General features: G+C 63.4%; 15 protein-coding genes and 1 pseudogene. 3 read left to right on the top strand and 13 right to left on the bottom strand.

What is annotated here, in order from left to right; translation table 11 throughout:
- Nucleotides 1–174: 174 nt before the first annotated feature.
- From M2299_RS01500 to M2299_RS01545, 10 genes and pseudogenes are all read right to left on the bottom strand, one after another.
- On the bottom strand, nt 175–849 hold the full coding sequence (locus M2299_RS01500) for a TraX family protein (RefSeq protein WP_280883722.1): 675 nt from the start codon (nt 847–849) through the stop codon (nt 175–177).
- The gene (locus tag M2299_RS01505; protein WP_280883723.1) at nt 846–2,039 is read right to left on the bottom strand and encodes a zonular occludens toxin domain-containing protein; all 1,194 of its coding nucleotides are present in this window, start codon (nt 2,037–2,039) and stop codon (nt 846–848) included. Before M2299_RS01505 ends, M2299_RS01500 begins: the two co-directional genes overlap by 4 nt.
- Nucleotides 2,036–2,353 (bottom strand): DUF2523 family protein, encoded by a 318-nt coding sequence (locus tag M2299_RS01510; RefSeq protein WP_280883724.1) that lies wholly within the window; start codon nt 2,351–2,353, stop codon nt 2,036–2,038. Before M2299_RS01510 ends, M2299_RS01505 begins: the two co-directional genes overlap by 4 nt.
- A 2-nt stretch (nt 2,354–2,355) precedes the next feature.
- Nucleotides 2,356–3,354, bottom strand: coding sequence for a hypothetical protein (locus M2299_RS01515; protein WP_280883725.1), 999 nt, complete (start codon nt 3,352–3,354; stop codon nt 2,356–2,358).
- A 544-nt stretch (nt 3,355–3,898) separates the two neighbouring features.
- Complete coding sequence (locus tag M2299_RS01520) at nt 3,899–4,135, bottom strand: hypothetical protein (RefSeq protein WP_280883726.1); 237 nt, start codon at nt 4,133–4,135, stop codon at nt 3,899–3,901.
- Between the two features lie 19 nt (nt 4,136–4,154).
- Entirely contained in the window at nt 4,155–4,376 is a 222-nt protein-coding gene (locus M2299_RS01525) for a hypothetical protein (RefSeq protein ID WP_265951784.1), read from the bottom strand.
- A gap of 2 nt (nt 4,377–4,378) precedes the next feature.
- Nucleotides 4,379–4,675, bottom strand: coding sequence for a hypothetical protein (locus tag M2299_RS01530; RefSeq protein WP_280883727.1), 297 nt, complete (start codon nt 4,673–4,675; stop codon nt 4,379–4,381).
- 227 nt (nt 4,676–4,902) lie between these two features.
- A pseudogene (locus M2299_RS01535) lies at nt 4,903–5,496 on the bottom strand (hypothetical protein); the annotation flags it as partial.
- Nucleotides 5,486–5,674 carry a hypothetical protein gene (locus M2299_RS01540; RefSeq protein ID WP_280883728.1) on the bottom strand — a complete coding sequence of 63 codons (189 nt, stop codon included), beginning with the start codon at nt 5,672–5,674 and terminating at the stop codon, nt 5,486–5,488. The gene M2299_RS01540 and the pseudogene M2299_RS01535, both read right to left, overlap by 11 nt.
- The gene (locus tag M2299_RS01545; protein ID WP_280883729.1) at nt 5,671–5,910 is read right to left on the bottom strand and encodes a hypothetical protein; all 240 of its coding nucleotides are present in this window, start codon (nt 5,908–5,910) and stop codon (nt 5,671–5,673) included. Before M2299_RS01545 ends, M2299_RS01540 begins: the two co-directional genes overlap by 4 nt.
- 129 nt (nt 5,911–6,039) lie before the next feature.
- Here M2299_RS01545 and M2299_RS01550 point away from each other — a divergent pair, with 129 nt between their 5' ends.
- From M2299_RS01550 to M2299_RS01560, 3 genes are all read left to right on the top strand, one after another.
- Nucleotides 6,040–6,429 (top strand): DUF3693 domain-containing protein, encoded by a 390-nt coding sequence (locus tag M2299_RS01550; RefSeq protein WP_280883730.1) that lies wholly within the window; start codon nt 6,040–6,042, stop codon nt 6,427–6,429.
- Between the two features lie 614 nt (nt 6,430–7,043).
- Nucleotides 7,044–7,670 (top strand): response regulator transcription factor, encoded by a 627-nt coding sequence (locus M2299_RS01555; RefSeq protein ID WP_280883731.1) that lies wholly within the window; start codon nt 7,044–7,046, stop codon nt 7,668–7,670.
- Nucleotides 7,667–9,994, top strand: a complete 2,328-nt coding sequence (locus M2299_RS01560) for an ATP-binding protein (RefSeq protein WP_345782450.1) — start codon at nt 7,667–7,669, stop codon at nt 9,992–9,994. The genes M2299_RS01555 and M2299_RS01560 overlap by 4 nt, the downstream gene beginning before the upstream one ends.
- Before the next feature lies 1 nt (nt 9,995).
- On the opposite strand, the gene M2299_RS01565 is transcribed toward M2299_RS01560, so the two are convergent.
- The 3 genes from M2299_RS01565 to fusA all read right to left on the bottom strand — a co-directional run bounded on the left by M2299_RS01565 (nt 9,996) and on the right by fusA (nt 13,450).
- The gene (locus M2299_RS01565) at nt 9,996–10,751 is read right to left on the bottom strand and encodes a SapC family protein (protein ID WP_059064189.1); all 756 of its coding nucleotides are present in this window, start codon (nt 10,749–10,751) and stop codon (nt 9,996–9,998) included.
- Between the two features lie 111 nt (nt 10,752–10,862).
- Nucleotides 10,863–11,135 (bottom strand): hypothetical protein, encoded by a 273-nt coding sequence (locus tag M2299_RS01570; protein WP_025877210.1) that lies wholly within the window; start codon nt 11,133–11,135, stop codon nt 10,863–10,865.
- Nucleotides 11,136–11,407: 272 nt separating this feature from the next.
- On the bottom strand, nt 11,408–13,450 hold the full coding sequence (gene fusA / locus M2299_RS01575) for an elongation factor G (protein WP_280883733.1): 2,043 nt from the start codon (nt 13,448–13,450) through the stop codon (nt 11,408–11,410).
- Nucleotides 13,451–13,568 lie beyond the last annotated feature (118 nt).

A 13,568-nucleotide genomic window follows, 5' to 3' on the forward strand; every position in this document is an offset into this window, starting at 1 on the left:
GCTTCGGCGCGGGTGCCAAAGGCTTTGGCCTGGGGCCGGTTGCAGATTGCAGCTGTGCCTGCGAAGACCAAGCAAGCGCACAAAGCAGTAACCCCGCTGAAATCCTTTTGAGCATGAGCTTCCCCCTTTTAACTGGGGGAAGCTTAACGCCTTAACCAAGCTGCTGGCGACGCCTCACAAACCGAGCACAAGGGCGAGGGTTGCCAAAGCTGCCAGATGTCCGAGGTAGTACAGGTAGAACCATTTGCCCGCCCTGGGAATACGCCAGTTGCCCTCCCCTAGAAGCAGTACCGGGAGGGCCAGCAGTGCCCAGGCGTTGCCGTTGTACCAGCACAGCAAACCCATGGAGACCCAAACCCAGAATGGAAACGCAGTGGCCATTGGATCCCACAACCCAAACAGAGACCGGACACGGCGCCCATAACCGGAGAACCAGTACCAAGCCTCCACAACGAGCCACACGCCCGGCCAAGCGTAATCCAGCGGCAAAGGTGCCACGAAGAAGAAGAATACGGCCACGACCCACTGGCGGCGCTCGTATGCCCAAATGCAGGCGGCGGCCGCGGCGAACGTAAGCAGCACATTCAGAGGCAGGAAGGTGCCGAAAGCGAGATAGGCCACGGGAACGGCAGCAACACCCCACAGAGCAAGACGCAGCGACACCTTGCCGGCGTCTGCGCCTGGTTGCGCCAAGTTGTAGGCCAACACCAGGGCGAACACGGGAAAGGCGATGCGGCCAAGCTCAGACAGCACGGGCACATAACCGAGGCCGAGAACTTTGACCAAATGATCGCCGGTCATCAGCACCAAGGCGATCCATTTCAAAAACTCACGTCCGCCACTGGTCATAGCCGATTCTCCCCTACAGGTGCCGTCAAATAGCTACTGGTCTTGATGGGCGGCGACTCGGGAAAGCTACCCATTGCGCGTTGCCCACGGTTGATGACAGCCCCGCCCTGCCCCGCATCTGCGATTTCACCGCGTGCCCGTTCCATCTGAGTAGGCCCATCAACGTAACGGTCATTGCGCTCATCACGATAAGGCTCGTACTGCCCATGCCGGGCGATGAGGCGACAGGTGGGCTCATCCGACAACTGATAACGCGTTCCCTGCTCAGTGACGCAGGTGCAACTGGGGTCGTCTTGATCGCCCTGGGCGTTGGCTCCCCCGAGCGAAGACATGCAGAAAAGGCGAGGCGCTTCGCTCGGCAGATTGATGGCGCTGTCGTATGCAGGTGCACTCCACGGCTCCGATGGGATGCGCGGCATGAACTGGTCCACGTATTCCCGAATCGTTTTCGTGCCTCTCGCTGCACCTGCCCCGCCTGCCGTCGCTGACGCTCCGTCAGGCGGGGCAAGCGCGCTCTGTGCACTCGGCGATGACGAAGCAACCGTGCCACCCCCCAATCGCTCCCCCATGTTGCCGAAGGTGTAGTACATGAGCCCCAGACCACCAACTACCGCAATGGGAAGCGCGACGTAATACCAAGGAATCTTGCGCTCGGTGGTGTCCAACTCAGTGGACTTATAGAGGCCCATTGGACGCGTAGGAAGAAGCTTGCGCTTGATCAGAAGCGGTGTTGCCTTCTCAGCCTGCGCCTGAAATCCGTCGAACTCGCGCAAGTGAACGAACTTCGTACCAAAGCGGCGTCGCACGTGAACATGCCGCTCAATCAAGTCATGGACAAACTGATCGCACTGCTTGTCGGGAGACTGGCAGATAAAAATGAAATCGATACCACGATGCCGATGCTTTGCAAGCTCCTTGACGTGCTCAGGAACCTTAGCGCTAGGCGGACGCTTAGGCAGCATGTCGTGTTCATAGGCCTCATCGACCAGGGCAACAGCGCCGTCAGGAAGGAAGTTCATCCAATCGCGGAATTCCTCGGGCTTCATCTCCAGCACGCCTGCCTTGGCATAGTCGAATTCGCGGATGTTGCAGGCATACACAGCCCTGCCCTGATCCTTGAATTCAAGCAGACGCTCAATTCCGTGCAGAGTCTTTCCGTGACCGGGCTGGCCGGTATACCAGTAGATCATGACCCGCTCCCCAGCTGATCGGCCACAGCCTTCGGCACGATGAAGACCTTCCACGTCATCCGAACAGCCAAGGCCGAAAGAACCATAGACATGGCGGTGCCAACGCCCAGGTAACCGAGCAGATCATTAGCTGCCGGGCTAAGTCCGCCTGTCCATTGCGTAACGAACGCTTTGAGATTAGGAAGGATCGCATTGAAGGTCACCGTCGTGAGCCCAAAGGTCGCGAGGATGCGGGCAAAAATTCCTGCCGCCGCATCTTTCAGCGTGCCTACAAGAAGCACGACACCCTTAAGAATCCAAGTCCAGACCATCATGATTAGAAGAACCTCCCCAGCAATATTTGAAGGGCTGCGAACGCTGCGAATATCTGAATCGCTGCGCGCAGAATCGCCGCTGCTTGGCAGAAATATGGGAAATCAGCGCCGCTGATCGTCTGACCCATCAACTTGAAGGTAGGAGGGGTCGGGCAAGAGCCGCCACCAAACATATTGCTGGTATCAAGCAAGCCAGTTGAGACCCCGATACCCCACTTCTTAGCTCCCTGAACTTCAGTCGCGCTGTCTCCGATAGGTGCTGGATCGCCGCTGCCTTCCAAGGCATCTGCCACACCATTGCCATTGGCATCGGAATTACTGCCGCCGGGCGCATCCGTCTTGCCCGCAAGCTTCTCTAGGGCACACGCAGAACGCCACTGCATCAAAAGGCCGGAGTACTCCATCGCGTTGCACTTTTCGCCGGTGCAAGTCGGCATGCCAGCCTGCGAGCAATGCCCGCCGCTGATGTTGTTATTGCGCCGAGTGTTGCATTCAATGCGCCATTGAATTCGAGCCTGACCGCACATGATCGGCGAGCCACTGCAAGATGGCGGAGCACTGCAAGAGTCGCCGCCAGAAAAGGTCTCAGGATCATCCTTGTCGGTGGGATCTGGTTCGCCGTCATTGTTGCTATCACGCTTACACGTGCCGTCGGGCCCTCTGACCTCACCCTGCGCGCACTGCCCGTCTCCTGGAATACATTGCCCGGAAGAACTGCGGATCATGCCAGAGGGACACTCTTCGTCTTTCTTCTTGCAAGAGCCTGCGACCAACGCCATGCCATCCGGACAGGGCTTCTCATCGGTGCATGCATTGCCAACCTTGACCTTGCCTTCGGGACACTCCGGCTCAACCGGCTGGCAAACGCCGAGGACGGCGTTCCAAACCATGTTCTTTCCCTGAGCATCGCAATCGGGCTTGCGGTCGCAAGTTTTGCCATTAGGCGAGTAGGTCGTCGTGTCGTCACCGTTGTCGCGAAACACAGACTCGCAACCATCCATGCAACGTACTGACCCGGACGGGGGGAAGAACAGAGTCGTCTTGCTTGGCCGCGACTCACAGGTCTTAGTTTGGGGATACCCAGAGGCTACAGATTCGTGGCCTGGACACGGGACTCCCGAACCTGCGGCGTAGCCTTTGTAACTGCAATCGAACGCAGCAACGGGGCCGTACACAGAAGCCGTACAAGCTTCCACAATTGCCGCGCCACCGCCCAAACGCGCAACCTCAGCGCGAGCACGGGACAGACCAGCGGAACACTCCACGAATGCACTACCCTGGTCGCAATTGGCCCAACCACCATTGGGAAAAGCACATTGCTGCGCGGCCCGAGCTTCAGGGATGGCAACGCCGGCGCCCGACCACATGCCGAACGCCAGCGCCAGCATCATGGCGATTCGCATCACCATCTCACATGCCCTCAAACGCGAGCCAGCAGGCTCCGCAGATCGCGATAACGACGAAGTACCCCATAACCCCTCCTTTCGCTCAATAAAAAGGGGGCGAACGTTTCCGCGCGCCCCCTGCTTGCCCAGGACACCCGCGTTAGCGGGCCTTCTTGACGTAGCCCCACAGGATGATCGCGCCCAGGATCACCGCTGCAGCAGCCACGACCAGCATCACGTCTGCCTTGCCACCAGCCAGCTCACCGGCAATGGCAGCACCCGGAGAGCCCGAACCGCCCGATGCCAGGGCAGCACCGGAGGCCAGCAGGGTTGCAGTACCGGCACCGATCTTGGCGACGGTCGAAGCGCCAACGCGGCGCAGGGTCTTCATGTTCATGCAGTTGTTCCTCGTCATTTCAGTAGACCCCTAGACGCGCCGCGCGGAATACGAGGCGCGCTTTCAACCCGATTGCCCAGACGCCCACAATCGCGCCCGCAACAAGGGTTCCATCAACCAGACTCAGGGGTGGAAGAATCGGCTGGTGGTACGGCATCCAAACCGGCACCGTGCAAGTGCCGTCCTGCTGCATGTTTTCAGCAGCGCAGCCGACCACATACAGGGGTGCCGGATCAGACATGGTTAGGCCGCCTTGGTAGCGGGCTGCGGCTTGATGCCGGCCGGATCAACCAGCGTCATGCGACGGGCCAGTTCAACGCCGTAGCGGCCGGGAACGAGGTCTGTGGTCAGATCCCATTCCTTCACCGCGCCGACTGCATAGCCCTTGTCCAGGCCGTCGACTTCAACCTCAATCTGGATACGCATTGCCTCGGTTTCGAGCGTGGCGCGCTGGCTGTACACGGGCTTCTGCATGCCGGTCTTCGTGGTGACAGTGCGGGTTTCAACGGCGCTGTTGATGGTGATCTTCGGTGCGTTCATAGGTCGGTTCCTCTTGGCTTCGTGTGATTGGTTGTTTCGTCGTCGGCAAAATTCGGGCGGTACTGTGGGGTCAAGCTAAGTCCCCCCCCTACCCCCCCGCAGGGAGATGTGGTGGACCGCTTGTTTCCCCGTTGCGCGATGCTTGCATCAGTCCGCCCGGTGCCCTGGTGTCGCCCTGGACTGGCGGATCGCATGTTGCTGTCGCCTGCGATCAAGGCGTCTTGCTCTGGGCGGCGGGTGTAGTCGATTGGCGGCGGGTTCCATGCCCCGAAGTTCCGCGAGAAATCGACCACCCCACCTTTCGTGACGTACTTGCTTACGTAGCCGGTGATGTCTGCCTGACTGCGCGGCGCTTCGATGCGATTGCGACCGAACTCCCGGTACCACCATTCGTGCCACTCGTAGCGGCTGGCAAGGCGGTTGAGGTCATCGGTAGGTGCAGCTGCAACGGCGTGGAAATGGAGACGGCCATCGCGGTGAAATTCCTGCCCTCGCGCCCACTGAATGCCGCCGTGCCAGCGCGATGCCCACTTGGGACCGTAGATGCTGCGATTGAGGCAACTGACGAAGTAGCGGAACGCTTTATCAGCCGCTTCCTCGTGCATGCCACCTGTGCGGCTGGTCTTGCTGAGCTTGAACGTGAGCGTCCAGAACTGTTGCCAGGGAACGCGCTGGAGTAGCTCGGCGTATCCCTGCGCTTGGTAATCAACGTGCCGCAGCTGGTGCAGCAGTTCAGCGTCGCATCCGTCGCCCGGAGGGTCTGTAGGCTGCCCCCGCACAGGTAGCACGGACTGTTGGGATAGTGAGTCTTCATGGCTCATCCCTACGGGCCTTAGAAATACGCCGCCGCCGCAGATAGCGCCGGATGCGGTGTTCCCACAGGGATAGGTCGAAGTGACCGAAGAAAGCCGTGGCAGCAACAAGCAGGAACAGCCAGCCCAGGCCGCGCATCAGCTGGTTCCATTCAGCAGTGCCGACAACCAAGCACTCACTGGTCATGCTGCACGCTCCTGCGCATCGGCGAGCTCGGCAGCGGCCAGCAGGTTGCCGCGTTTGGTTGCTTCGATTTCGAGACGGCGCAGTTCCGCAATGGCGGAGGTTGCAAAGTGCGATTCGCGCTCAGGCTGCTTCGCGGTGTAGTCACGCAAAGTAGCGACGCGGACAAGGAACAGGCCCGAGGCGAGCGATATGGCCGCCGCGATGGCCAGAAGCATGAAAGTGCTGAGTGCGTCCATGTGCCCCACCCCTCCCCAAGCCCCAAGGGGCCCGCCAACGGCCTTGGGGTGCCGGTGGCGGGTGTCGAGTGTTACTCGACAGGAGACGTTGTAAAGTAGGACTCAACCTCCTGTCAAGCGAAACTCGACATGACCGCGAAAGAATTGCTACTCGATAAGGCCCGAGAGACTTGCAGCCCTCAGACCGACATGGCCCTTGCGGCGCGGGTGGGCGTGACGCGCTCGGCGGTTTCGCTTTGGCGAAAGGGAGGCACGATCAAGCCGAACCATCTGGAAGCACTGGCTGCTCTTGCCCAGGTGGACGGCGAAATCGTGGTGCGCGTGATGGAAGAACAAGCGGAAACGCCTGCTCAGCGCCGAGTGTGGCGATCAGTCCTGGACAGGTTGAGCGCGGCGGCGGCAGTGCTGGTGCTGGTAGTGTGCGCAACACCAGGCGTCGCACGCGCAAAAACCGTTGATATTCAATCGTTTAGCCCAGATAGCGGCGGCAGTATGTATATTATGTTCAAGGCAGACTGAGCATCGACTCCGCTACCAAGCCCGACCAATGGCACCCCGGACATCACCCGGGCCCCAACCCCAGCCATAGCTTCTCTGCACTCATGGTCGCTGGCGACCCAAAGGCATCCCGCCACGTCCAGGCGACACATGCCCGCTCAAACAGTCGCACGCTCCAGTCTCCAATAGTCAGGCGTACCTCGCCGGACCAACGTTCAATTCTGAGGGAAACCCAAGCCCTCAGCCCTGCAGAATTCAACGCCGGCGGACCCGCGACCACTGTGACGCGTCACGTTAATTGCGCCCGCCAACCCGTCAATCGCGCCGCTCTGGAACGTCTTGTGATTGGAACCGCCCTGGACCAGACCGTGGACGCTGGCATTTCGCCAGCGGAGCCCGCACTCGACATGCGCAGCGCACGCAGTCCGCGCGCTCCTTGCAGACGCGATCCAAAATTCATCAGACGCAACAGGCCACTTCGCTGCACCCACGCTGTGCAGATCCCGACACAAACCTCCAACTTTTCCTACTTCCACTCTAGGAAAAGTCTCAAAAATCGAACGTTTTCGATGCTCGACGCGACAGCGGCGCCAGAATGAGTGCCACGCCACTGGGCGCTGACAACACTCCTGCGCATGAACGGATTCCCTGCACCGCGCCGGCTTCGCCTGGCCCTGCTTGATGACCATGACGTCGTCCGCCGCGGCACGGCCTTCCACCTGGGCAACGACAGCCGCTTCGAGATCGTCGCCAGCCACAGTGACAGCCAGGCGTTCGTGGAGGCGCTGCAGCAGCGTCATGCCGATGTGGCCATCATCGACATCACCTTGGCGCCCGGCGATATCAGCGGCACCGAGCTCGTCGAGCACCTACGGCAGGCATTGCCGCGGGTAACGCTGCTGGGCTTTGCCGGGCAGACCTCGGTGGCGATCATCAACCATCTGCTGGATGCCGGAATCAACGGCTTTGTCGGCAAATCCGAGCCGTTGATTGAACTGTCCGACGCGGTCGTACGCGTGTCCCAAGGGCTCTGCCGCATTCCGCCGTCGTGCAAGCTGCTGACGCCCTGCGATGCGCTGAGCCGCAACGAGCGCGAGGTCATCCGGCTGGTCCTGGATGGGCTGACCGTCTCGGAGATTGCCTTGCATCGCCACCGCAGCATCAAGACCGTCAGCACGCAGAAGATTGCCGCGCTGCGCAAGCTGGGGTTGCGCAATGACGCGGAGATCTTCGCGATACGGCAGCAGTTGGAGGCACTGTGACCGCGCTGTTCAAGCCTGGCCGCAGGTTCATGCTGCTGGCACTGTTTACCCTGCTTCCCTGTACGTCCGCGGGCGACATCCAGCACGGAAAATGGACAGCGGGGCGCGTGGTCCGGGTGGCCGCAGCCCCCACGCTGCACCCTGTGCCCGAAGATGCTGCCGACCCCGAGGTACTGCAGACGCTGGCGCATGGCTATGCCGCGCTCGTGGCCCGCCATTCCGGCCTGACCTTCGTCGAAGTCCCTTTTCCCAGCACCCTCGCCGCGATGGCCGCCGTCTGTGAGGGGCGGGCCGATCTTGTGCTGGCGATGGGTGCTGACGATGGGGCACGCCTGCCCTGCCCCAGCCTGGCGCCCTCGCGCAGTTTTCCTGGCGGTGCCAGCGTGCTCGCCGGCCGCATTGGCGAGCGCTTGCCGCGGCGGGTTGCCGATCTCGGCACGCTGCGCATCGCTGCGGTTGAAGGAGGCCCCTACCCTGTGTGGCTCGCACAGCATCACCCTGCACTGCCTGTGCTGCCGCACCCCAGCATGCGGGCGGCATTGGCTGCCGTGGATGCCGGCATTGCCGACGCTGCGATCGGCCTGGAATCCACTGCAGGCGCGATAGCACGACGTCACTTCTCCCACAGCCTGCGGTTGCAGACAGTGGATGCCGATCTTTCGACCCAGCTGCATCTGCTTGCCCGGCGCGAAGACCAGGCGCTGCTCGATCGTATCGAGGCGGCACTGGATGACATCACCATCGAAGAGCATGCCCAGTTGCTGCAGCGCTGGGCACGGCAGACGCTGCCGGCCGCGCTCGGCCAGAAGGTGCGCGAAGGCCTTGATGGCACCGTGCTCTGGCTGTTGCCAGCCGCAGCCCTGCTGCTGGCATTCCCGTTGCTGGCTGCACGCAGGCTGCGCCAGCAGCAGGGTCTTGATCAGAAGCAGGCGCAGATGACGGGCATGATCAGCCATGAGGTGCGTAATTCCGCCCAGGCGGTCATGGCGTCGATCGACCTGCTGGGCCAGGCGCCACTGCCAGCCGGGCAGCGCGAACTGGTAGCCGCTGCGGCCACCGCCAGCCAGACATTGCGCGGATTGCTCAACCGCACGCTGGACTTCTCCCGCCTGGCCAGCGGCACGTTCCGGCCAAAGCGGGTGCCCTGCAACGTCCCTGCGATCTGCACGCAGGCGCTGCAGGCCATTACGCCCCTCGCGCAGAAGAAGGCGCTCAGCCTGCAGCTCTGCGCACCGCAGGCGCCGTTCCCGATGCTGGCAACGGATCCGGACTGCCTGCGCCAGCTGCTCGACAACCTGCTCGGCAATGCCGTCAAGTTCACCGACGTAGGCGGCGTTGAACTGCGTCTGCAGCTGGATGCGTCCTCGAAGAACGCATCACTGTTGATAGAGGTCATCGACAGCGGCATCGGCATCGCGCCAGCGCAGATGAGCGCCCTGTTCGAGCCCTTCCGGCAGGCCGATGCAGGCAGGCAGCGCGGTGGCAGCGGCCTGGGTCTTTCCATCTGCCGCACGTTGGCCGAGGCCATGGGCGGCACCCTGGATGTCCATAGCGTGCATGGCCGTGGCAGCCGCTTCATTCTTCGCCTGCCCGTGCAGCAGGTGCAGGAAGATGCGCCGGCCACTGCCGCTGCGTCCGCCCTGCCCCGGCTGGCCGGCACGCGCATCCTGCTGGTGGAGGATCACGCGCTGACCCGACAGGTCATTGCCGCCCAGCTGCGGCGCTGGGGCGCGACGGTGCAGGAGGCTGCCAATGCCGAAGAGGCCTTGGCGGCCCAGATGCAGGCGCCCTGCCCGCTGGTGATGCTGGACATCGGTCTGCCGGCAATGGATGGCTACGCGCTGGCCCGGCAATTGCGGCTGCATGAGGCAGAAGGCGCGCCGCGCGCCCGGCTGATCGCGCTTTCCGCCTTCACTGGCGACGATCACACGCTGTGCTGCCAGGTTGCCGGCATCGACGCGGTATTGCTCAAACCGTTGCAGGCCGATGCGCTGCTGCAGGCGCTGGACCAGGCTGTGCCCGACCGTGCCTTCGAAAGCGCTGCCCGAGAACTGGTGGCCGCCTACGAAGAAGATATCGATCGCGAGCTGCAATGCCTGCACGAAGCGATCGTTCGTTGCGATGCCGCGCAGCTGCGCCATCATGCGCATCGCCTGCAGGGCGTGCTGCAGATGCTCAACGCGGGCGGCATGGATGCCCGTGCCGGCGAGCTATGGGAGCTGGGCGATCGCGTGCCGCCCGGCTGGGACGATGCGCGCCAGCTGCTGGCCGAGCTGCAGACGTGGCGCGGCTCCCGGGGTGCGGGAACCGCGCCGTCGCCCTGAATCAGGCGGCGTTGCGCCCTGCCTGGCGGCGGGTCAGGTCGTTGAAGCGACCCAGCGACATCAGGTGCTGGTGGATCAGCGCCAACCAGCCGTTGCGGTGCCATTCGATGACGGTCGCATCCGGCAGCGCAATGAACTTCTCGACGTCGACCACGAAGAAGCCGTTGAGGTTGAACTCGCGACCATCGGGCAGGCGCACGGTTGCATTGCGCTCGACCAGCAGGCCGTTGTCGACCAGTGCCTTGGAGAAGGCCTGGGTCTGTTCGTGCTCGCGGGTGAACTGGCCGCAGAACTCAAGCGCCTGCTGCACCATCTCGGTGGCCTTGCCATCGACGAACAACGGCTGGCCTTCTTCGCCGCCACGGACGATGCGCGGGCTGTCTTCGTCGATGCCGAGCAGGAAGTCATTGTCCGCGCCGGTGTCGATGAAGATGAAGGGATGGCGGCGCAGGTAGGCCGGAATGTAGGTCTCGTCGTCCCACAGGCCATCGGTGATGAACAGGTTGTCGGTGGTCACGCCCACGGCGGCCATCGGCACCGCGCTCGGGCCTGCGAACAGGATCGGGAAGTGGTGCAGCGCCAGCGAGAATTCGCCCAGCACCAGCGGGATGGAGTTGCTGGCGGCAGCGAACTCGAGCTTGCCCGGCAGGATGCGCAGATCGGCGTGCAGGTCTGCCTGCAGCGGCACCGGGCGGGTGTAGAACAGGGGCGCGCTGCTCGGCGCAGCTTCGGTGGTGGTGTCGCTGGTGGTGGTCATCGTGGAAACCATGTCGATCATGCGCGCCTGCCATCCCGGGCGCGCCAGCGGGAACAACCTGAATCCCGCATTATCAACAAGGCAGGTGACAACGGCCACCCCGCCGCCGACTTATTTCAACTGCAACGGGTAGCGCTGCCACAGTACGTGGACAAGAAAGCCAGCCAGTTCGGTGTCGCGCGCACTGACCGCCGCGCGGATCTTGTCCAGCAGGACCATGTCGCTGCAATGCCGCACATCGGCGTGGTTGGCCTGGCCAGCGCGCCGTGCCCGATAGCGTGCAGCCCGCTGTGCGTCGCTCATTGCGTACCCGAACTTGGGCGGCCGACCGCGTTTGCGCGGCAGAGTCAGCTCCAGGGTTCCGGGATCATTGTCATCACGCATGGGCAGGGTGCGGGCGGCGGCAAGCAACGGGGGGTGCGCAATTTATCGTGAGGCATCACTTTAATCCAGCTTTTTCTGCAGTTTTGTTGCAATGCAATGCAGGCACGTGGCGCACGGATGGCACCCATCCACGCATGGCGTGGGAAGTAGATCCACGCCATGCGTGGATAGACCCCCGCCAATGCAAAGGTCGGTAGATCCACGCCATGCGTGGATGACCCGCTCGCCAACACAAAAAAAGGGAGCCCGCGAACGGGCTCCCTGCATCCACCTTACGCTGCACGCACCGGCTCGTAGCCATGCAGGTGCGATTCGCTGCTGGCCCGTCCCTGGCTCAGCGAACGCAGCGAGGTCGTATACCCGACCAGCTGCGCCAGCGGCGCGAACCCGCTGACTTCGGCGCGACCGTCCTGGTCGTCGATGCGGGCAACGCGTCCATGGCGGCGATTCAGATCACCCACCACGTCCCCCACCGAGGCCGACGGCGAATGCACCGTCACCGCCATCACCGGCTCCAGCAGCTGCGTACCGCTGGCCGCCAGCGCGGCCTTGATGCCCTCGCTGCCGGCCCGATGGAACGCCATCTCCGACGAATCCTTCGCGTGGGTCTGGCCATCCACCAGGCTGACTTCGATGCCGACCACCGGATGGCCCTGCGGGCCTTCCGACAGCGCGGCACGAACGCCCTTCTCCACCGCAGCGATGAAGTTGCGCGGCACCACGCCACCGACGATGCGGTCATTGAACACAACCTCACCGTCGTCGCGCGGCACCACATCCAGCACCACGTGCGCGAACTGGCCCTGGCCGCCGGTCTGCTTGACCAGGCGACCCACGACGCCTTCCACGGCACGCTGCGGCGTTTCCTGGTAAGCCACGCGCGGCGCGCCAATGCCGATGTCCAGCTTCCATTCGCTGCGCAGCCGCTCGACCATCACCTCCAGGTGCAGCTCGCCCATGCCCCAGGCCAGGGTTTCACCGGTCTCGCGATCGGTTTCCACTCGGAACGAGGGATCTTCCTGGGCCAGGCTTGCCAAGCCCTGCGCCAGCCGGATCAGGTCGGCCGCACGTGCCGGCTCCAACCGCCAGGCCAGTACCGGGGCCTGTGCCTGGATGCTCTCCAGGCGCAACGGCTGCCCTCGCCCGCTCAGCGTTTCACCGCTGACCGCATCCTTCCAGCCCAGCACCGCCACGATGTCGCCGGCCACGGCCTGCCCGATGTCCTGGGTCTGGTCGGCCTGCACGCGCACCAGCCGGCTGATGCGACGCCCTTGCGGGTGCTGCGAGCTGGCCACGTTGTCGCCTACCTTCAAGGTGCCCGAGTACAGCCGCACGAAGCTCAACGCGCCGTGCTGCTGGTGGGTGATCTTGAACAGCAGGCCAGCCAACGGACCGTCCGGGTCCGGCGGCAGCAGGACGTCGCCGCCCTCGCCTTCGGCAGTGACCGCAGGACGATCCAGCGGCGACGGCAGGTAATCGACCACCGCATCCAGCAGCGTTTCGATGCCCTTGTCCTTGAAGGCAGCGCCCGCCAGCACCGGTACGCCGGCGCCCGCCAGCGTCGCGCGACGGATCGCTGCGCGCAGCGTCGCCGCGTCGATGTCACGACCTTCCAGCCATGCCGTTGCCAGCACATCATCATGGTCGGCCACGGCTTCGACCAGCGCATTGCGCTGCGGTTGCCACTGCGCGCGCTCGGCTTCGCTCCATGCCGTCACCGTCGCCGCGCCTGCGTCCTGCCACTGCAGCACGCGGCCATCGACCAGGTCGACCCAGCCGTGGAAGTCGCCCTCACTGCCCAGCGGCACGCCCAGCGCCCACGGTCGCGCGCGCAGCTTGTCCTGCAGCTGCTCCAGCACGCGCTCGAACGAGGCACCGATGCGATCCATCTTGTTGACGAACGCAATCAACGGCACGCCATGCCGGCGCGCCTGGCGCCACACGGTTTCCGATTGCGGCTGCACGCCGTCCACGGCCGAGAACACCGCCACGGCACCGTCGAGCACGCGCAGCGAGCGCTCGACCTCGATGGCGAAGTCGATGTGGCCGGGCGTGTCGATCAGGGTCAGCTGGTGCCGCGGCAGATCGCGTGGCGCCCATTGCGCATGCACGGCGGCCGCACCGATGGTGATGCCACGTTCGCGCTCGATCGCCGAGAAGTCGGTGGTCGCGTTGCCGTCATGCACTTCGCCGACGCGGTGGATCTCGCCGGTCTTCCACAGAAGGCGTTCGGTAAGGGTGGTTTTGCCAGCGTCGATGTGGGCAATGATGCCGAGGTTGCGAAGACGCGACAGAGTCTGGGTGTTGGTGTTCATGAGAGGGGTTCCTGCTGGGCCAACTTCGGGGGCCGCACACGCCGGTTGGCAACGGCGTGTGCGGCTAGCGTTCGGTCTCGGCGATCTGGTGCATGGCACGTTCTCCTTGCGGTGGAGC

The organism is Stenotrophomonas sp. 1278, from assembly GCF_029892765.1.
GTDB lineage: Bacteria > Pseudomonadota > Gammaproteobacteria > Xanthomonadales > Xanthomonadaceae > Stenotrophomonas > Stenotrophomonas indicatrix.